This is a genomic window from Lujinxingia vulgaris, from assembly GCF_007997015.1.
GTDB lineage: Bacteria > Myxococcota_A > Bradymonadia > Bradymonadales > Bradymonadaceae > Lujinxingia > Lujinxingia vulgaris.
In genome coordinates, this window is record NZ_VOSM01000011.1 from 1 (window position 1) to 20,345 (window position 20,345).

12 protein-coding genes are annotated in these 20,345 nt (G+C 64.4%); 8 read left to right on the forward strand and 4 right to left on the reverse strand.

Annotated features, from left to right (window positions below):
- Positions 1–200: 200 nt before the first annotated feature.
- On the reverse strand, positions 201–692 hold the full coding sequence (locus FRC98_RS17430; RefSeq protein ID WP_146982710.1) for a nucleoside deaminase: 492 nt from the start codon (positions 690–692) through the stop codon (positions 201–203).
- A gap of 774 nt (positions 693–1,466) precedes the next feature.
- On the opposite strand from FRC98_RS17430, the gene FRC98_RS17435 reads away from it, so the two are divergent.
- Complete coding sequence (locus FRC98_RS17435; protein ID WP_146982711.1) at positions 1,467–2,201, forward strand: hypothetical protein; 735 nt, start codon at positions 1,467–1,469, stop codon at positions 2,199–2,201.
- A 656-nt stretch (positions 2,202–2,857) separates the two neighbouring features.
- On the opposite strand, the gene FRC98_RS17440 is transcribed toward FRC98_RS17435, so the two are convergent.
- Entirely contained in the window at positions 2,858–8,092 is a 5,235-nt protein-coding gene (locus FRC98_RS17440) for a hypothetical protein (protein WP_146982712.1), read from the reverse strand.
- A 236-nt stretch (positions 8,093–8,328) separates the two neighbouring features.
- Here FRC98_RS17440 and FRC98_RS17445 point away from each other — a divergent pair, with 236 nt between their 5' ends.
- Positions 8,329–9,525, forward strand: coding sequence for a helix-turn-helix domain-containing protein (locus FRC98_RS17445; RefSeq protein ID WP_146982713.1), 1,197 nt, complete (start codon positions 8,329–8,331; stop codon positions 9,523–9,525).
- Positions 9,526–9,601: 76 nt separating this feature from the next.
- Positions 9,602–10,711, forward strand: coding sequence for a tRNA dihydrouridine synthase DusB (dusB, locus tag FRC98_RS17450; RefSeq protein ID WP_146982714.1), 1,110 nt, complete (start codon positions 9,602–9,604; stop codon positions 10,709–10,711).
- A gap of 271 nt (positions 10,712–10,982) precedes the next feature.
- On the opposite strand, the gene FRC98_RS17455 is transcribed toward dusB, so the two are convergent.
- A complete protein-coding gene (locus tag FRC98_RS17455) occupies positions 10,983–12,887 on the reverse strand; it encodes an ATP-binding protein (protein ID WP_146982715.1) in 1,905 nt (634 codons plus the stop codon).
- A gap of 131 nt (positions 12,888–13,018) precedes the next feature.
- Between FRC98_RS17455 and FRC98_RS17460 the strand changes: the two genes are divergently transcribed.
- The 5 genes from FRC98_RS17460 to FRC98_RS17480 all read left to right on the forward strand — a co-directional run bounded on the left by FRC98_RS17460 (position 13,019) and on the right by FRC98_RS17480 (position 19,745).
- The gene (locus tag FRC98_RS17460) at positions 13,019–13,279 is read left to right on the forward strand and encodes a hypothetical protein (protein WP_146982716.1); all 261 of its coding nucleotides are present in this window, start codon (positions 13,019–13,021) and stop codon (positions 13,277–13,279) included.
- A 70-nt stretch (positions 13,280–13,349) separates the two neighbouring features.
- Positions 13,350–16,340 (forward strand): hypothetical protein, encoded by a 2,991-nt coding sequence (locus FRC98_RS17465; RefSeq protein ID WP_146982717.1) that lies wholly within the window; start codon positions 13,350–13,352, stop codon positions 16,338–16,340.
- Between the two features lie 72 nt (positions 16,341–16,412).
- Positions 16,413–18,284: an oligoendopeptidase F gene (gene pepF / locus FRC98_RS17470; protein ID WP_146982718.1), complete on the forward strand. Its 1,872-nt coding sequence runs from the start codon at positions 16,413–16,415 to the stop codon at positions 18,282–18,284.
- Positions 18,285–18,311: 27 nt separating this feature from the next.
- Entirely contained in the window at positions 18,312–18,569 is a 258-nt protein-coding gene (locus tag FRC98_RS17475; protein WP_146982719.1) for a hypothetical protein, read from the forward strand.
- Between the two features lie 51 nt (positions 18,570–18,620).
- Positions 18,621–19,745, forward strand: coding sequence for a DUF2914 domain-containing protein (locus FRC98_RS17480; RefSeq protein WP_146982720.1), 1,125 nt, complete (start codon positions 18,621–18,623; stop codon positions 19,743–19,745).
- Positions 19,746–19,834: 89 nt separating this feature from the next.
- Here the strand turns inward: FRC98_RS17480 and FRC98_RS17485 are convergent, their stop codons facing one another.
- Entirely contained in the window at positions 19,835–20,260 is a 426-nt protein-coding gene (locus FRC98_RS17485; protein WP_146982721.1) for an NUDIX hydrolase, read from the reverse strand.
- Between the last annotated feature and the right edge of the window lie 85 nt (positions 20,261–20,345).

A 20,345-nucleotide genomic window follows, 5' to 3' on the forward strand; every position in this document is an offset into this window, starting at 1 on the left:
CGAGCACAACTTGCCCGTGAATGGCTGGTCGATCGTCTACGTTTCAAGCGGTTTCTGGGTGAACTGATCAAGTAGTATTAGACAGGGTTGCAGTGGTGTGAGGGTGGCGTGTCAGGTGTGAGGTCGAAAATTTCCGGGGTGATAAACGCCGAAAGTTCGCATGAATAAAGGGCGATGTGCGTCTCTAGGACGGAGCTAGCTTATTCGCGACTTTGGTTCAGGGTTGCGTGATGGGCGTGCAACCTGCGCACCTCCTCGTCCAGCCCTTCCACCGGCCCATCCACGTCGGCGTTCCGTAAAATCTCGGTGATCGTCAGCGCCTGTACCGGATTCTCCGGTGCGCCCAGCTCGCCAAGCCACGTTACGAGCTGGCGCGATGAGCTCGCGTACACGATGCGCCCCAGTCCCACCCAGCCGTGGGCGGCGGCGCACATCGGGCAGTGTTCGCCGGAGGTGTATACCACCGCGCGGGCGCGCTCCTCTTCGCTGAGGTGGGCTGCGGTCCAGCGGGCGATCTCGAACTCGGGGTGCAGGGTGGCGTCGTTTCCGGTGCGGGTGCGATTTCGCGCTTCGAAGCGGACCTGGTCGTCGAGCACAAGCAGCGAGCCGAATGGGGCGTCGCCGGCGTTGAGGGCTTCGGTGGCGAGTTCGATGCAGCGGGCGAGGTGGAGGCGGTCCTGGGGGGTGATCATTGAAGCTCCAAAAGGGTGCGGTGTGGGGAGGCGTGTGGGTGATGGGTGGGGTGCGTTTTGTGGTTGGGTGGTTGTGGGGCCTCGGGGTTCGCGATGTTGGGAGGTTCGTGAGAGCGTTGGGGGTGTGCGGGCGGATTAGATGGGGAGATTATTCAGAGTTGCATCGGGGCCTCGGGGTTCGCGATGCTGGGAGGTTCGTGAGGGCGTTGGGGGTGTGCGGGCGGATAAGATGGGGAGATTATTCAGAGTTGCTGCGGGTCCGAGAGACGCACGAAGTCCAGTGTTTATGCGCTTGTTGCGATGCTGAGTGTATCAGGGCAACGCCGGCGCCGTCGCTTCGGGGTGGCGGCCGCTAAAGCCACAGCTTCATCTTTGCAGTTTAGTCATCGGTTGCCCTGGAGGCGTCCCGGTTTGCGGGCGTGCGGGATGTGCGGTGTGGGGAGAGGGTCGGGTGCTTCGTGACGTGGGGATCTGGTTTTTGGACCATTGCCGGGCCAGAGCATGAGCGCGGCGGGCTCGGGGAAACGCCTCTTAGATGGGCGATGCGCCGGGCTCCTGAGAAGTCCCGAGAATCTGTGGGGTGGAGCGTGCTCGTCAGCAAAAATCCGGGAGGTTCAGGGGCGAGTGGTGAGCAGATGGATCGTTTTTCGTAAATGTTCACAGGGGGATGAGAGCTATGAGGGAGCTGGTGGCACAGGGGTTGCTTTGATGGGGGGGCGCTGAACTGAATGATGCATGGTTGATGGATGTCATAAGCGAGAGAGGAGCCTGATGATGACGCAGAAACGCAGGATGTTCTGGGTGAGTGTGCTGATGTGCAGCGCGATGGCGGTGGGGTGTAGTGCGGAGGTGGAAGAGTTTCGAAACACCGAGCACGACGCCGGCACCGAGCGTGCTGACGTCGCTCCGGATACCGACGCACAGGCGCCGGATGCGGATACTGACACCGAGCCCGGGCCCGAGTGTACCACCGCCGGGGGCTGCGAGCAGGGCAGCTATTGCAACATGGAGATGGGGTGTGTGGACGGAGTCTGCGAGGCCCTTCTGGTGCCGGAGGTCGAGCCGGGCACGATGTATGAGGCATGGGATCAATGGCCCTGCGTGGCCGACTCCTGCACCTGCGCCAGCGGTGCGGATCCCTTTCTTGAAGGGATTTTGAAGTGCGAGCCGGTGCATAACGGCTATTTCTGGACCTTTGGCAGCGTGGAGGTGCGCGTGCTGGGGCGTGCGGAATCTGGCGAGTGCATCTGGGAGGTCTCGGAGAACACCGAGGCGGAGGTCACCCAGCGCACCTGTCGGGTGCCCATGCCCTCGGCGCCCTGGCCGGGGCTCTACGCCGACCACTCCATGCATCTGCCCTTTATGGAAGGCTTCCCCGGGGAGTGCGACGAGCCGACGACCTGCTGTGTGCTCGATGGTTGCCCCAACCCCTGTGGCGAGGAGGAGATGGAGAAGCAGGTGTGCTTTCGTTTTCCTCTTCATATGACTCCCTGCGAAGTCATCCGCTGAGTGCCGCCTGCATCAGAACGACGCTGGCGTCGTCGCTTCGGATTCGCGGTAGCGTTGCTACAGCTTCATCCTCGCTCCTTGTCATCGTTGCCCTGATGCAGGCGGGGTGGGAGGATCGCGTTAGAACGACGCTGGCGTCGTCGCTTCGGATTCGCGGTAGCGTTGCTACACCTTCATCCTCGCTCCTTGTCATCGTTGCCCTGATGCAGGCGGGGTGGGAGGATCGCGTTAGAACGACGCTGGCGTCGTCGCTTCGGATTCGCGGTAGCGTTGCTACACCTTCATCCTCGCTCCTTGTCATCGTTGCCCTGATGCAGGCGGGGTGGGAGGATCGCGTTAGAACGACGCTGGCGTCGTCGCCACAAATTTGCAGGCAAAAAAGGTCCGAGAGACGCACGAAGTTCAGTGTTTATGCGGCTTATCGGGATGTCGTCTTTGCGGGAAAGCGCTCCGGATGGGGGGATGTGCGCGTTGAAGCCAGTGGGCTGAAATAGTGGTGGGTGAAAATGACCGAGAGACCGACGAGGGGCCGCGACCATGCGGTTTTCCGTGGGTCTCATCGTGACGTGGAGGCAAAATAGATCGAGGTGGCGAAGCCGGGGAGCCTCGCCACCTCGTCGGGGTGGTGCTGGTGGTGCTGGTGGTGCGGTGGAGGATCAGCGCGCGACGGAGACGTAATCCAGGCGGAGCAGGATGTCGTCGATGCTGTTGAAGTTCAGGCCGTTGCTTCCGTCGACGCTGATGACCGAGGCGGGGATGAAGATGGCGTAGTCGCCGTAGAGGCCGCGGGCGGCCAGCTCGGCGGTCTGGCCGGAGGCGTAGTCGGCGCCTTCAAATTCGCCGCGATCGACGTTGAAGAAGGCCTGGATGCGGGCGCGGCTGTAGTCTTCGACGCCGCGGCCGCCGCCCTGGGATTGGCCAAAGTCGGCGCCGATGCCCGGGACGCGGAAGAGGTTGCGGGAGGGGCGCACGCTGGCCAACTGGAAGTCGGGCTGGCCATCGGGGGAGGCGCCGCACCACTGGCTGAAGAAGGTGTTTCGCTTCAAGAGGTCGATGCGCACGTTCTGGGTCTCGGAGCCAATGTAGAGATCCTCGCCGAGCACCGAGGCGTTGATGGCCCAGAGGCGCTCGGCGCAGTCGTTCTGCGAGAAGATCGGGACGCCGCGGGTTTCAAAGCCCAGCGCGCCCAGCGGGGCCAGGGTGAAGGGGATGCGCTGGCCCTGGTAGGTGTCGCCCTCGTAGACGGAAAAACGCTCGTCGGAGAGGAGGATGCGGAAGCGCTCGGCGGGAGTGAGCGGCCCGAGGCTCTCGGGCCAGAGGGAGGCGTCGCCCAGTTGCAGGATGTCGTCGCGCAGGCTCACCACGGTGTTGAGCTCGGTGGGCATGCTGCCGTTGATGCCGCGGGTGTTGGCGTCGGCCCAGAGCTGCTCGAGCACGTTCTGGCGAAGTTCCATCGGGGTTTTTGCGTCGAAGACAGCCTGTCGGATGGCCAGGGAGGCCTGGTACTCGTATTCGACGGCGCGCACCGCGAGGTAGGCGGCGCGCTGGGCCGTTTTGAAGTCGTGGGTGTAGGTGGTGATCTTCTCGTTGACCCAGATGTCGCCGGAGGCGTCGGGGACCTCCATGCCCTCGATGCGCTCAAGGTAGGAGAAGCCCTCGGCGTGGGCGCGCTCGGCGTCTTTGGTGAGTTCAAAAAGGGTGGCGTTGGCGCGCTGCAGATCGAAGGCGGCGCGCTCCACCTCGATGGCGGCAGTGCGCAGGCCGACGAGCTCCATGCGGGCGTCGTTGGCGCAGACCTCGAACTCGGCGGCGGCCTCCAGCTCGGCGACGAGGTTATCGTGGCGGGCCTGGGCGTTTTCCATGTCGGCTTCCAGCGCGATGGAGATGACGTTGGCGACGGTCTCGACGGCGCCGGCGGCGCAGGAGGCTCCGATGGTGCCGGCGGAGACGACGGCCGCGATGGGGTTGCTCTTATCGGAGCTGGCAGCGGTGGCGGCGCACTCTTTGACGCCAGCGGCGACGGTGGCCACGCCGTCGGAGATGGCTTTTGCTTCGCGCAGTCCCCGCATCGTTTCTAAGTGCTCGTTGCGGGCAGCCTGGAGCTGGCTATTGGCCTCTTCCAGGATCCAGCAGGAGCGCATGGCGACGTCGTAGGCGTCGGTATGCTCGGCAATCGCCTCGCGGGCCTGCTCCAGGTCGCGGGTGGCAGCGACGATCTCCAGGTTGGCCTCTCCTAAGGTTCCGGTGAGGCAGTCGGGCTCTTCGCGGGGGTTGTTGGGAAGCGGCACGTCCAGGTTCATGGTGGGGAAGTCGGCGCGGCAGGTGCTGATGGCGCTGGCCATCAGGACGCGAACCACCGAGGCGTCGCTACTGTTTTCGCCGTCGCCCAAAAAGGACTCCAGAGAGCGCGGGGTGGTCAGGTTCAGGGTGTCGCGGCTTAAGGGGAGCTCGGCGACCGAGGGGTTATGGTCGCAGACCAGGCAGGAGGAGCCGGAGCCGGCGCAGTCGCTCACCGAGGCGCTCTCGCCATCGTCAACACGCTCGCCAAAACAGGCCTGGGCGAAGGTCCGGGCGGCGGCGTTGCTGAAGCCGGCGTCGGCGCTGAGCGAATCGGCGTTGTACTCGGCGTGGAGGCAGAAGCGTCCCATCAGGTCGTCGTCGGTCCAGAAGCGGTACCAGGCGTCGAAGTCCACCGAGCAAGCCGGCACATCCGAGGCGACGTAGCAGGTGGTCGGGTCGAAGAAAGGATCGTCGATGTAGCCCTCGCCGAGCGGTCCGCAGTAGTCACGCAGGGTGGCTTCGTACTCGTCGCGCACGTCTTCGACCCAGCGGGCGAAGTCGCGGTCGTTGTGGGCCTCGCGCACGCGGCGATCTTGCTGGTCGATAAAGGCGGCGCGCGCAACGCTCAGGCTGGCCTCGGCCTGGGCGACGGCCACCGGGGCCCAGGCGGTGCTGGCGATGGAGGTGCCCAGCAAAAAGTCGCTGATGACGCCAAAGCGCCCGGAGGGGCCGCTGGCGTTGTCGGGGTTGAAATACAGGGGAAGATCGTCGTCATCGATCCCCAGCGGGTTCTCGCCATTAAGCAGCACCCTGCGGTAGCCCAGGAGCTCGCCGGCGGCCTTGCTGGCGCGGGTGGCCGAGGCGAAGTAGGCGTCGCTCCAGCGCAGGTTGGGGTTGGCGGTCAGCGCGCGGCGGTGCAGGTCGGCGGCGACGGCCTGAGCGACGACCAGACGTGGCAGGAGCTCGGCGACGGGCTGGTTGATGCGCGCGACGGTGTCGCCGTAGCGATCTTCGAGAAGGATGCGGCCGACCTTGGCCTGGCGCGCCAGGGCATCGAGGATGGCGCTGGCCACCGGCTCACTCGGGTCGCTGCCGACGCCAAACTCGGTGCCATAGCGGTGCACGCGGTAGTCGGGCTGCTGGAGCGCAGCGCCGCTCGTTTCCATCAACGCCGCAATCACATGGGGGCTGAAGAGAAGATCCCAGCCTTGAAGCGAGGCTTCGTAGAGAGCTTCGGTCGAGGGTGTGTTCACCGGGTTTGTGCCCCCGCTGAGCGCGGCGGCCATGCCCGACTGCTGGTCGGCTTCGTTGGCGAAGTAGGCGTGAAGCTGGATCCAGCGCGTCATCAGGCGGTTGGTGACGGCGGTGGCGTGCGCCAGGCCTTCGGGGCCCATGGCGTATGGAAGATCGTCGGCGTCGAGGCGCAGTGCGCGGGATTGCAGCGCGAGCGCCATGAGCACACGCGGCACATTCACGCAGGCGCTCTCTGGGCCGACCACCGCGAGAAAAAGCTCCCCGTCAGCGAGTCCGTCGAGGGAGCCTGGGGCGATGGCCAGGTCCATGGTCTCTTCGAGGCAGGCGTCGAGCATGGCGCTGCCGGTGGTCGTCTCGTTGAGATCCAGCGGGAAGGCCATACCCAGCTCGGAGCCGCGGCAGCCCAGGTCACCGACGACGGGGTCGAGGCTGTTTTCAAAGCCGAAGAACTCCCAGTCCGCCTGGTCGTAGGTCTGGGGCGGGGTGGCGCAGAGGGGAAGTTCGGCTGCGGAGGGGAACGTGTAGGCAAAGCGGCAGGTGCGCGAGACTGAGCCCGACATGCGGTAGTAGCGGGAGTTTGTGGCACCGTCGGTGACGGTTATCTGGCCGGTGTCGAAGTCGACGGCCACATCTTCGAGCTGGCAACCCAGGACTCGGGTCAGGGTGTCGCAGAAGTCATCGTCGTAGGTGGGGCTGGTGCGGGTGACGCCGTTTTCCATGAACGTCAGCTCCATGTTGGCGAGCTCGCAGGGGATGCCGCCGACGAGACTCTCATCCAACTCGGTGGTTTCAATGAGAACCGACCGACTCTCGTCTGCATCAACTTCGGGGTGGGTATCCAGAAGCGCGTTCCAGCGGTTCTGGGTGATACTGAGATCCTGGGTGGAGGGATAACCGATGATGCGATTAGGTCCGAGAAACAGGGACGTGAAGTAGTACTGTAAGACGACTGAGTTGAAGCCCTGATCGATGAAAGCGCCAGGAAGGACGGCTTCGCCAGGAAAGCCCGCCTCGTCTCGAATAATGGGGGCCAGGTTGTTGGGTTCAAAGACAACCGGCTCATCGGATGCAGGGATGCGCTCTAAGATCTCGCGTAGCGTCGCTTCATAAGGAGTGTCCTGGAGCAGGCGCACCGCCGGGTTGTAGCCCAGGCTGGCGTCGGCCTGAGGAGAGGGTGCGGGGTCGGTGACATCGCTGACACGCACCATGTTCAGGGCCCAGGAGACGGTGGGGGCGGTCGCACCGCTGCCGATGTACTGCTGGTCGATGGCCAGGCTGATGGTGCGGGGAGCGTCCGAGGTGAGGAACTCGGCGGAGGTGGTCTCTACGTTGATGGCCGAGGTCTGTCCGCCCACTGTTGATTCGATCAGTCGCGTGATGGGGAGCGAGGCAGAGCCGCGACCCGTAGCGGTGTCGTAGGTGAGCGAGCCGATGACACCGGCCTCGACGCTGAGCACGTTGAGGGGGTCGTTGATCTGGATGATGGCTTCGCCGGCGGTGCTCTCCCAGAGGATGGCGTCGACCTCCATAGCCAGCGGAATGACGGCGGTCTCGCGCAGGGTTTCGCCCTGGCGCGCGCCGGCGTCGACCAGGCGCAGGCTACCGCGGTAGCGGCCCTGCAGGGGGGCGGCCAGGGCGGCGATCTCCTCGGAGGAGAGGTGGCCCGGGAGCTGGTCGAGGGTCGGCAATGAGACGCTGTGGCGGGAGTTGTCGGCGATCACAACAAGCTCGGCGACCTCCCCCGGATCGGCGTCGTCGGCGAGGCGCACTTCAATGAGGATCACGTCACCGGCTTCGAGGTCGAGCGCGTCAAGGATGCACTCGTCGGCGAAGTCCGCGTCGCCCGGGCAGCGCACCTGAGCGCCACCCCGGGCGCTGATGCGAGCCCGATCGAGGTCGGTCTCCGCGGTGAGCTCCACCTCGACGATGCCCTCATCGCTCATGACCCGGCTTGTCACCTCGGGCTTGAGCTTGCCCGTGGGGCTGGACGTAGGCGGCAGGATGGCGGCTTCGTCTTCGGGGGCACGGCAGGTGCCGAAGCGCCCGCAGACCTGGCCCTCGGCGCAGTCGGTGTCGGCGGTGCACTCGTAGGTGCAAAGGCCCAGCGAGCAGAAGGTGCCACAGGGGCACATGTCGTCGCTAAGACATTCGGTGCGTTCAGCGAGCAGGTCGGGATCGGGGGCGCAGGCCCGGGGGGGCGGCTCGACATCGACGTCGGTCTCGACGCCGGCGTCGACGTCGGGGCCCACATCGGCGTTGTTCTGCTGCGTCTGGCCATCGCCGCCGCCGCACGCGGCGATGGTCCAGACCATCGCGCTCACGCACCACCATAGCGTCGTCATCTTCATCGTCTTCATCGCGTCCTCATCATGCGCGTGGTTTCGCCGCAGATACGCGGCCATCACTCAGGGGGGGTAACCGGACGGAGGTTAGCGTTTTTTTACACAGGGTGTTTTGGCCTGAGACGCCTTTCGTTTGTCCTGACGCGCCATTTACGCCTCGCGTTTGGGATGTTCGCGTGATGACGCATGAAATTTTTTAACGAGGCCCGTAAACTGACGGCGTTTTGCGACGAGTCTCCGGGAGCACAACGATGGCAAGGCAGCTAGACGGAAAGCAGTGGCGACGGGTGGCCCAACTCTGGAATGAGGTTCACGCGCTCAGTGGCGAGAGCCTGGAAGCGGCCTGGCAGCACGCCAACGATCGGCTGGTCGAGCTGGTCGGGGGCGTGAGCATGGGAGGCTATGCGAAGCGGCGATCGGCCTCGGGGGATGAGGTGGGCTCGGCGTATTTCAGCGGCTCGGGGTGTGATCTCGATGAGCGGCTGAACATCTTGCGCACCTGGTTTGCCCGTGAAGACGAGGCGGACGTGAGAAACGATCCGCTCACCGTGCATCTGGGTGCCAGAAAGGAAGGGTGCTGGGCGGTGCCCCACCGGGCGTGCATGACGCCTGAGCAGTGGCGAAGCGCGCCGACCCGGCGTCTGGCCGACGCTATGGGGGTGGGCGACGCGATCACGGTGATGGTGTTGGACTTCCAGGGCGCGGAACTCTCGTTCTGCATCGACGGAGCGATGGACAAGCGCTTTGACTACAGCGACGCGGCCGTCCTGGAGGTGGCATCTCAAGGGCTTCGGCCGCTGATGCTTCGCTACCTTCGAGCGTTGGGGATGTTAGCCGGCCAGCGTCCTTTGACTTTCGAGGAGCGGGAGCTGGTGCGTCTTCTTGCCAGCGATCAGGACGATGATGTGATTGCCAGGCAGCTCGAGGTCAGCCCGGGGGCGTTGGAGAGGATGAGCGCGCGGGTGTATCGCAAGCTCGGTGTGGCGAACCGCTACGCTCTGATTCGGCTCTGGTACGGGGTGGGGGAGTCGCCGATCTCGGAGGAGGTTGCGACATGGAGCCACGCAGCGCCGGAGCCAACACACCTCACCGAAGAGGCGCTTGTGGTGGCGCGGGTGCGTCGTGTGCTCGCCGAGGTGTTGGGGACGCCACAGATGCACCTTGGGGATGTGGCGCGGCGTCTGAGTATGAGCGAGCGCAACCTGCAGCGTCATCTGCGGCGGATGGGCGCGTCCTTTCGAGGGCTGCTCGATGAGGTGCGTCGGGAGCAGACGTGGGAGATGTTGAACGATCCGAGCCTGGATTTTGGCGAGATCGCCGAGCGCCTGGGCTACGAGCAGGTCTCGAGTTTTAATCGCGCCGTCAAACGCTGGACGGGCAAGACCCCCGGCGAGCTTCGTAACGCGCAGTTGCCCGCCGCGGATAAGGGCGATGTCGCGGCGGAGTAGGCGCGCGCTTTCCCTCCTCGTCGCACCTCGTTATAAGAGCCCCTGAGGCGATTTCTGCCGCGACGACGAGGTCATCATGGGCATTCCTTTTGAAAAATTGACGCCAAAACGCTGGGGCGGTGAGGTGCCGGGGCCGGTGGAGCGCCCCCCGCTCGACCTTGGTCACGGGGTGGTGCTCGACCCTCCCGTGGTGCTCTCACCGATGGCGGCGGTCACCAGCTCGCCCTTTCGCAGGGTGTGCCGGGAGATGGGCGCGGGGATGGTCGCCACCGAGATGGTCAGCGCGGTGGGGCTGATTCATCGCGCGCCCACAGCGGTCTCGATGGTGGATCTGGTGGAGGGGGAGGGGCCGGCCTGTGTGCAGATCTATGGAAAACGCCCCGAAGAGCTCGCGCAGGCCGCGCAGATCGCTGTGGAGCTCGGCGCGGACATCGTCGACTTAAACATGGGCTGCCCCATGAAAAAGGTCGTCTCCAGCGGCCATGGCGCGGCGCTTTTGCGGGATGTGGGGCGGATCCGCGAGATCTTTGAGGCCATGAGTGAGGCGGTCGACGTTCCGGTCACAGGCAAGATGCGCGCCGGCTGGGAGGACACCAGCGCGGTGGCCGTGGCCGAGGCGATGGAGGCCGGCGGCGCCGCCGCGCTGACGATTCACGGTCGCACCCGCTCGGCGATGTACGACGGCCACGCCGACCTGGGCGTGATCGCCGCGGTCAAAGAGGCGGTGGGCATTCCGGTCATTGGAAACGGCGACGTCTGCGACTGGATCAGCGCGCGGCGCATGTTTGCCTCCACCGGCTGTGATGCGGTGATGGTGGCGCGCGGTGCGCTGGGCAATCCCTGGGTCTTTCGCGAGATCGCCGCTGACTTGCGCGGTGAAGCTATCCCCGAGCCGCCCTCGCCGGCGCTCAAGCGCGAGACGCTTTTGCGTCACGTGGATCTTTATCTGGAGCGTTTTGGCGAGGGGCGCACCTGCAAAGAGATCCGCAAACACCTGCTCTGGTATTACCGCGGCACGCCCGGAGAGCTGGTGCTGCGCAAGCGGCTCAGCGGCATCAAGAGCGCGGAGGATATTCGTCAGGCGATCGACGCGGCGCTGGCTGCCAACGTCGGTCAGGCGGAGCTGCGCGCAAAAAGTCACCCGCGCGCCGCGGAGATTGAAGGCGATGCGGCACGATCCGTGTGACGTTTTTGTGAATAAGATCAGGGGGTTAGGGTCGTGGCCCTGAGCGGCTGTGTGGCCAGGTGCGCGCCCGGGTGTGACGACCTGAAGATCGTGAAAGGGCCGTGAGCGAAGCTAGCTGCGCGCCCGAAGCGTGTTCGTCCCGGAAAAAATTCATCAAAAAACTCGCCGCCTTTTGGTGTGCGCCTACTCTTGTGTTCAGGCTGAACAAAGATGGAGTGTGCGCACACCAGGAGGGGAGCATGCGAGCTGTTTTGAAGGTAAGAATGGCGCGTCAGGGGGCGCTCAAGAGGGCGCGAATGGCGTGGGTGAGCGTGTCCATGCCGAAGGGTTTCTGGAGGAGGCGAGGGAGATCACCGGTCTCGGTGGCGAGCAGAGCGTCGGCGGTGTATCCGCTCATTAAGAGGACAGCGGTCTCGGGGCGGGTGGAGGTGATGCGCCTGGAGAGGGCCAGCCCGTCGAGGCCGGGCATGATCACGTCGCTTAAGAGAAGATCGATGGGGCCGCCATAGGTGCGGCTGAGCTCCAGAGCCTCTTCGGCGTTGGCAGCTTCGAGCACGTGGTAGCCCTTGCGCTCCAGCAGCATGCGGATGGGCTGGCGAAGTGCGTCGTCGTCTTCGACCAGCAGGATCGTCTCATCGCCGGGGATGGGGGTGGCGCGGCGTGCGCGTCGCAGGCGGGCCGGGGTGGTGGACTCCTGGCGGGCGGCGGGCAGGTAGATGGTGAAGGTGGTGCCCTGGTCGGGGACACTCTCCACGCTGATATGGCCGCCGTCCTGGGTGACGACGCCGTAAACGGTGGAGAGCCCCAGTCCGGTGCCCTGCCCGAGCGCCTTGGTGGTGAAGAAGGGCTCGAAGATCTGGTTTTTGATCTCGGGGGGCATCCCGTGGCCGGAGTCGCTGATGATGATCGTGGCGTAGTGCCCGGGGCGAAGTTCGCGGGGAAGCCCGGGATGCCGGTCGTCTCGGGTGACCTCGAGGTTGGCGGTACGCACGCTGAAGCGGCCGCCCTGAGGCATGGCGTCACGAGCGTTGATGGCCAGGTTCATGATGACCTGCTCGATCTGGCTGCGGTCGGCGACGATGTCATGAAGATCGGTGGCCAGGTTTTGTGAGAGATGAACGCTGGAGCCGAAGAGGCTTTGCAGGACCATGCGCATCTCTTCGAGGAGCTCGTTGAGGTCGAGCACGCTGGACTCGCGCACGTGGCGTCGCCCGAAGGTCAGAAGCTGGCGGGTCAGCGCGCCGCCCCGCTCGCTGGCGCTCAGAATGGCCTCAATGCTGGTTTCGACGCGTGGCGGATCGCTGAGCGCGTCGCGCATGATGTAGCAGTGGCTGCCGATGATGGTGAGCAGGTTGTTGAAGTCGTGGGCAACCCCGCCGGCGAGTCGGCCCATGGCCTGCATTTTGTCGGCGTGTTGGAGGTTTTGCTGGATGCGCTTTTTGTCGGTGAGGTCGGCGACCATCGCCAGGATATGCGAGGGATCGCCACTTTCCTCGCGCATCACGGCCAGGGTGAAGCGGGTGTAGCGGAGCTCGCCATCGCGGTGTTTCAGGCGGAGCTCCAGGCTATAAAGATCGCGCTGGCTCTGGCGAAGCTCCTCGATCAGCGCGCGCCAGAGGTCGGCGTCCTCCTCGGCCATCAGCTCGTCCAGGGCTGTGCGTCGGAGCTCGTCGAGGCTGTAGCCCAGAAGTTCTTGAAGCGCGGTGTTGGCGTGCTCGCACTGGCCCTGAAGTCCCAGGATCTGCATTCCCAGCGGGGCGGAGTCGAAGAGGGTCCAGAAGCGTCGCTCGCCATCGTGGAGGCGTTGGCGGATGTGGCAGGTGTTGAAGGAGCGTTTGAGCAGATGTTCTACCAGGACGCGGTCGGTCGCGGCCTCACCGCTGCGCACCAGGAAGTCGGTCAGCCCCAGCTCCAGAGCGTCGAGCACCCGGCGGTGGTCGCCGGCCTCGGCGATCAGCAGGGTGGCGCAGCCCGGGGCAAGTGTGCGAAGGAGCTTGATATGGTCCAGCGCTTCGGGGAGGCTGCCGTCGATCAAGGCGACGCGCTGCTGCTTGAGGTTGAGCTCCAGGGAGCTGCGCGCGTCGACGGCGTCGGCGCGCACCACCTCCACGCCCAGGCGGTGGGCATCAAGCTCGGGGCAAGGTCCGTAGACCAGCAGGCTTAGTGGACGGCTCAAGGGGATGACTCCGTTGATATCCCACGAGGGAGGTAGTTGTTCCAACGCGTGGGCAGGCTAACAGTGTTTTTCGGGCGCGTCAGCCCCACCCGGCTTGCGTGGACATTTCTACGAAGGATGCGAGGAGAGCGATGGATGAAGAGGCGAAGAATCGGTATCTGGCCAGCCCGCAGAAAATGGAGCTTCTGATGCGCGATCGGAGCTTTCGCCAGATTGAGGAGGAGCGGCGCGAGCGTCTTTTGCGAGCGATCGCGCGCCTGCCAGGGGCGCGCGAGCTGGTGGGCGACGACGCCTTTAACGCCGCCCTCGATGAGGCCGTCACCAACGAGGCGCTCTCGCCGTTGAGCGACGACGAGCGGGCGTTGATTTGCGGGTATTTGAAGGTTCGATGAGGGTGATGATGTCGATGGGTTGGGGTCGGGTGTGAAGCTGGATGAGGTGGGTGTGAATGGATGGCGGCACATGGTGAGACGCGTCTTGATTGCGGCGCTGGTGGTCCTGGTGTGCGGTTGTGCGGTGGGCAACGGGCCGCGCTTTAGCCCGGAGCTGCAGCAGTCTTTTGCGCGCGAAGATATGCGGCGCATGGATACCGAGAACTTGAGCCTCTATTACCCGGCGCATCGCAAGGCACAGACCGAGCGTATCGCCGCACAGTTGGAGCTGTGTTTTGAGGAGCTCAACGCCAAAGCCGTGCGCGGTGGGCCCTTTAAGCGGGTGCCGATCTTTTTGCCGGAGGTGGAGTTCAACAACGCCTATGTGAGCTTCGCGCCCGGCAACGATCCGCATGTGCTCTTGCCCACCTCGCTGACGAGCGGGGCGTTTGCAGGCTTTGGCTTTACGCCGAGCATGTTGGCGGTGGGGTGCCACGAGATGGTGCACTGGGTGCATATGACCCGTGTGCACGGGCTCTTTGGTGGACTTAACCTGCTCTTTGGCGCCTGGTTTACGCCGCAGCGGGGCCTTGATTCGTGGGTGTTTGAGGGGATCGCGACCTATTACGAGAGCCAGCTCGTCGATGATGTAGGGCGCCACGGCTCACCGCTGTGGGAAAATGTGCTGCTGGCGGGGATGTACGACGGAAGGCTCGACGGTGGTCGTCTCAGCGTCTTCGATCGGGAGGTTTCCAACGGCGGGCATTATCTGGTGGGCTCGCATTTTGTGGCCTACCTGGTGGAGCGTTACGGGGAGGAGAAGCTCTGGCAGCTGCTCGATCTTCAGGGGCGCTCCTGGCTGTGGCCGGTCGGTGTGACGACGCGTTTCTGGTCGGTGTATGGCAAGGGGTTGCCGGGGCTTTTTGAAGACTTCGCGAATGAGATGCGCCGGGAGCATCCGCCGCGCGAGCGCGCTCTTTCGCAGGAGCGGGAGCGGTGGCTGGGGCGAAACGCGCAGCTGGAAGTCAGCCCCTCGGGACGGTGGGCGACCTATGTGAGCGGCCTCGACGCGCGAGCGGCCATTGAGGTGTATGAGGCCTCCGGCGAGCGTGTGCTTCGCCGAGAACTCCCTGACGTGCTTCCCGGCCGCACGGTTGTGGCGGGCAGCAGCGTCGACGCGCTGCGTTTAAGCGATGACGGGCAGATGCTCTACGCGCTGCTGCGTCACCAGGGGATGGATGCGCCGCGGAGCTCGTTGATCCGGCTGGAGGTTGAGAGCGGTGAGCTGGAGGTGGTGCGCGACGAGGTGATGGGCATCAGCGGCGATCTGCTTGGCGAGGATGCCTACCTGCTGGCGCGGGCCGACGGCGACCAGGTGGTCTTTGAGCGCGTGGATCTTAAAGGGCAGAAGGATCGCGAGCTCTTTCGTCTGGATCCCGGCGCCTTTGTGGCGCATATGCGAGTCTCGCCAGATGGCCAAAAGGTGGCGCTAACGCTGATGGAAGATGAGCGCTGGCGAGTGGGGATTGTTGATGTGGAGAGCGGCGAGTTGACGCGGGCGCTGGGCACTGGCGAGGCGCATAGCCCGGTGTACGACGCGTACTGGGTGGATGCGTCGACGCTGTGGGTGTCGGCCGCCTACGGCGAACGGGTGGACATCTTTGAGGTGCCGCTGGATGGCGAGGCGGTGCGGCTGACCCAGGCACCCTACATCGCGCAGAGCGCGCGGCCCGGGGCAAATGGCGATCTGCGCTTTCTGAACCGGGAGGGGTGGGGCTGGGCGTTGGACCGGGTCGATGCGCAGGCGTTGGAGCGTGCGCGGACTTCAGGTGTAGCGGGGCTCGGCGGTGCGCTGGCCTGGGAAGATGCGGCCGGAGCGCCGGAGGTGCGGGGCTACCGCGAGCTTGAGCCCGCGCTGATTCAAAGTGACGAGCCCTACAGCGCCTTTGACGGGCTCTTCGTGCCGCGCCTGCGTGTGCCCATTTTTCAGCTGGGCGCGGTGAACGCACTTTTGCCAGAGGCCCAGCGCCAGGATTTGCCCCCGGTTAACGGCCGGCTGGGGCTCTCGATGAGCGGACGCGATGCGCTGGGCTTTCATAACTGGGAGCTGCGCGGAGCTTATGATGTGGTCAATGACTGGTTTGTGGGCAGTGCGTCGTATGTGAACACTCAGCTCGCGCCGCTCACGTGGTCGATCTACGTGGGGTCGGAGCGTCAGGTTTATGGCGAGCAAATCGACCCGAATAGCACTGACCTTTTACGCGTGGAACAGCTCGATGAGCAGGTCTCGTTGCAGCTGCAGCGGAGCTTCTACGACACCCCGGTCGCCCTTATGTTTAGCGGACTTCGTCACCATATCGATCGTGAGGGCGAGCCTCGCGATGAGCGTCAGCTCGTCGGTCCTCGGCTGGCGACGCGTTATGCAGCGGGGCGCAGTACCTCGTATGGCGGCACGCAGTGGCTCTTCGGGTTGAGCGGTGAGGGCGGCTATTATGGGGAAGCCCTGGGCTCGGACCTCGACCTGGGCGATGTGCGTGCGCAACTTGAGCTGCACGCGCCGCTGCCGCTCTCGAAGCGCCATCGGTTGCGCTTCTCGGCGCGCTACCGCCAACTTCTGGGTGTGGACCCGTCCGAGGGCGTGCTGCGCGTGGGTGGGTTTGGGGGCGTGATTCCCTTCTTCGCGTCGCCCACGGCCGAGGATGCGCTGCCTGCCGACGATCGACTTCCTCCCCAGGTGGCATTTGTAGAGACGTTACGTGGTTTTGAAGGGGTGACGCTGACGGGGTCGCGCGCGGCGATCGGTGATCTCAATTACCGCTACCCCCTCATTGTGGATCAGGGAGCGATCTCCGGCCCGCTCTTTTTGCCCTCGGCCTTCTTTTCGCAGATCAACCTGGAGGCCTTCGCCAGCGCGGCGATGCTTGATGATGGCAACCTTCATTCGGCCGCGGGTGCCAGCGTCGACGCCGAGTTCGCGTTGTGGATCTTGCCGATGACCCTGCGTTACCAGTACGCCCGATGGCTGACTGACGGTGGACGCAACACCCACTACGTCGGCCTTGGCATTGGCGGCGACCTTTAAGTACGACGAGAGATGCACCGGCGTTATGACGCCGGCAAAGCCTAACTTTGAACGAGCGCATGCGGAGCGATGATGAGCGAGCTGAAGATCCCGACCTACTTCGACGATGAGATTGAGGGCGCCCGCCCTAAAACCCGTGATCGCGAGCAGATCGATGCGCGTTTTAAGTGGAACCTCAACGACATCTACCCGGGCTGGGAGGCGTGGCAGGCGGATATGAAGGAGGTCCGCACCCATATGGATCGCTTCGTGGAACTGCGCGGCAAGCTCGGTGAGGGCCCGGAGCAGGTGCTGGAGGCCTACCAGCTGCAGGACACCATCGGGATGATGGCCTACAAGCTCTACCGCTACCCGCAGCTGAATTTTGACCTCGATCAGCGCGACAACGAGGTGCAGGCGCGACTTCAAGAGGTGCAGCAGCTCTTTGCGGAGTACGGCTCGCGTTCGGCCTGGTTTACCCCGGAGCTGCTCACGATCGCGCAGGAGACGATGGAGCAGTGGTTGGAGAGCGACGAGCAGCTCTCTCCTTACCGCTTCCCGATCCTGGAAGCCTACCGCGCGCAGGAGCATGTGCTTGATGAGGGCGGGGAGCGCATCCTCGCGCTGGGAAGCCGTTTTCGCTCGGCGCCGGCCGAGGTCTACCGCGCGCTGACTACAGCCGATGTGGTGTTCAACACCATCACCCTCTCCGATGGCGAAGACGTGAAGGTGAGCTACGGGGAGTACTCCAACCTGTTGCACACACGTCGTGATCAGGAGGACCGCCGCAAGGCTTTTGAGGCGATGTACGGGATCTTTGAGGCGAAGCGAAACACCTTTGCCTCGCTCTACAACAGCCTCTGCCAGCGGGACTGGGCTCAGGCGCAGTCGCGCAACTACAGCAGCACCGCTGAAGCGGCGCTCGACGATGATAATGTGCCGGTCTCGGTGCTGGAGACGTTGATTGAGACGGCGCGCGAGGGCTCCGAGCCGCTGCGCCGCTACCACCGCCTGCGCAAAGAGGTGCTGGGGCTCGACGAGTACCATCTCTACGACGGCTCCATCCCGCTGATGGAGAGCGACGAGGTCTATACCTACGAGGGCGCAAAACCCACGCTCATCGAGTCTGTGGCGCCGCTCGGCAGCCGCTATCAGAAGTTGTTGGGTGAGGCGCTCAGCGGAGGCTGGATCGATGTGTATGAGACCGAGGGTAAGCGCAGCGGGGCGTATTCGGCGGGTGTGTACGGGGTGCACCCCTACATGCTGCTCAACTACACCGACACGCTTGATGACGTCTTCACGCTGACCCACGAGCTGGGCCATACGCTGCACACGGTGCTCTCGTGTGAGGCGCAGCCTTTTGCGACGTCGAGCTACACAATCTTTGTGGCGGAGGTGGCTTCCACGACCAATGAGGCGCTCCTGCTCGACTACCTGCTCAAGCAGACCGACGACCCGCGGAAGCGGGCGTTCTTGCTGCAGCAGGCCATCAGCGGCATCGCCGGCACCTTCTACTCCCAGGCGCTCTTTGCGGACTACGAGCTTGAGGCGCATCGCATGGTGGAGCGAGGTGAGCCGATGACCGCCGAGCGCCTTGATGCGCTTTATATGGAGAAGATGAAGGCGTTTTACGGCGACGCGCTCACCATCGACGAGCTCTACCGCGTGACCTGGGCGCGGATTCCACATTTCTTTAACTCTCCTTACTACGTCTACCAGTACGCCACCTGTTACGCTTCGTCGGCGAAGATCGTGGCCGGGCTGCTCAGCGAAGATGAAGCCGAGCGCCAGGCCACGCAGGCTCGCTACCTGGAGCTTTTGTCGAGCGGCGGAAACGACCACCCGATGACGCAGCTTCAGAAGGCCGGCGTCGACTTAAGCCAGGCCGATACGGTGCGTGCGGTCACGCAACGTATGGATGAGCTTGTAGGCATGTTGGAAGAGGAGCTTAAGCGGCTGAGCTGAGCTCCTTTTCAGGAACAAGGAGCGGCGATGCAGCGATTGTGGAAGGTGATGATCGTGGTGGGTGTGCTGGGTTTGAGCGGGTGCACCACCTTTGTCATTGAGGATGGCACCGGGCGTCGAGGTCAGGCGCTGGAGTCGGAGAAGGTCTGCAAAGATCGCTGCATGGCCCGTTTTCATGAGTGCAAAGATCGGCGCACCGGGCGCGCGGGCCGGGGCAAGGGGCGTCGTGGAAAGGGCGCGAGCGCCTGCGCCCACGAGAAAAATCGCTGCAAGGCACGCTGCTGAGACTTCGATGATGTTGAGGCGGCGCGCTCCGAGAGATGAGACAGGTTGGATTTGAGCGAGTCGCACGACGTCGAACACAACGTGAAATCGAGCGGGGATGAGCAACCCGGTGCTGTTGCACCGCAGGGCCGCTTCGCGGCCCTGCGCACCGCGCTTCAAAGCGACGCGGTGCAGCGCTGGACCCCGATGAGTCTTTTTGTGGGTGGGTTCGGCATCGACGCCTGGACGCTGGGGCGAGAGGTCGATCTTCGCGCGTTGGCGCTGGTCTGCGTCTACGTGCTCTTGATCCCCTTGTGTTTTGCGGTGCTGGGGCGCGCAAAGCACGAGAAGTTGCTCAAGGTGGCGAGCCTCGCGCTGCACTTCGCGCTCGGTGCCCTCTTCAGCGCGCTGGTCGTCCTCTACTTCCGCAGCGCCGGCCAGCTCATCACGATGCTCATCGTGATGGTGCTCTTTGGCATCATGGTCTGGAACGAGTTCTCCAGCCGCGCCCGCCGCCAGTTCGAGCTTCTGTGGGGCATCTACGGGGTGAGCGCGGTGATGCTGCTCAACTTCCTCTTGCCCTATGCGCTGGGGAGCGTGCGCGCGGTGTGGTTTTACCTGAGCCTGGCCGTGGGCATGGGCTGGGTGCTGGGCGTGCGTCGTCTGCTCGGGGCGCGAAGCTGGCGCACCTCCGTGCCCACCTTAGGTTTTGCGCTTGGGCTGGGCGTGCTCTACCCGCTGGGGCTGATCCCGCCGGTGCCCCTGGTGCAGGAGGGCGCGGTGGTGGGGCTGAACTTTGAAAAAGTCGAGGGGAGCTACCAGGTGCTTGGCGAGCGCCCCACCTTGCTGGAGCGTGTGGGCCTGCGCGAGCGGGTCATCGCCCGGGCCGAGGGTGAGCCGGTGACGGTGGTGGTGGCGGTCTCGGCGCCGTCGCGGGCCACCGCCAACCTGGAGCATCGCTGGCGGCGGCGCACCGACGAGGGCTGGGTAACCACCGACACCATCCCCATCACCATTCGGGGCGGACGCGACGAGGGGTGGCGATTTTATTCGCGTAAGCAAAACATCCCCGACGGACTCTGGCGGGTCGAGACGGCGCTCAAGGGTGGGGCGGTGCTGGGCTTTGAGACCTTTGAGGTGCGCGCGATCTCCGAGGAGGAGCGCGCCGCGCTTGAACTTCAGCCACGTGCGCTCTGAGCCGCCCGGGCGATGCGACGGCCGGCCGCATGACGTTCAGAGCGATAACGCCGCGCTCAAAGAGCGCGGCGTCGAAGGTGGAGCGCGAGTCAGTAGATCTTTTTGGGGATGGCCGTCACCAGCCCCCGAGGCACCTCGGGGACGCGGAAGCCGCCCAGCTCCAGGATGGGGATGATGCGCCTTAGGTCCATAATGGTGCCGATGCGCAACAGCTCGGTCGGTGAGACCCAGCGAAAGTCGATGCACTCGCGGGCGCGGAGGTTAAGTTGATCGCGGGAGCCGTTGAGCCGACAGACGAAGTAGTGCGCCGACTCAAATACGGCGATGGGGCGCTCGACGGTGACGCGAAGGCCGGTCTCCTCAAATGCTTCACGCACGCAGGCAACCTCGGGCCATTCGTTACGCCAGATCGTACCCCCGGGAGGACACCACTGACCTCCTCGCCCCACTTTGAAAGCGCGGCGAATGAAGAGCAGCTCTCCGCGATCCTCGATTAGAGCCCATGCAGAACTCATGAGAATCCTTAGAATTAATGTACCACCACACCGAGGCGGTTGACTCAGGTGTGGGGACTACGGAACCATCTCGAACGTCTTGATG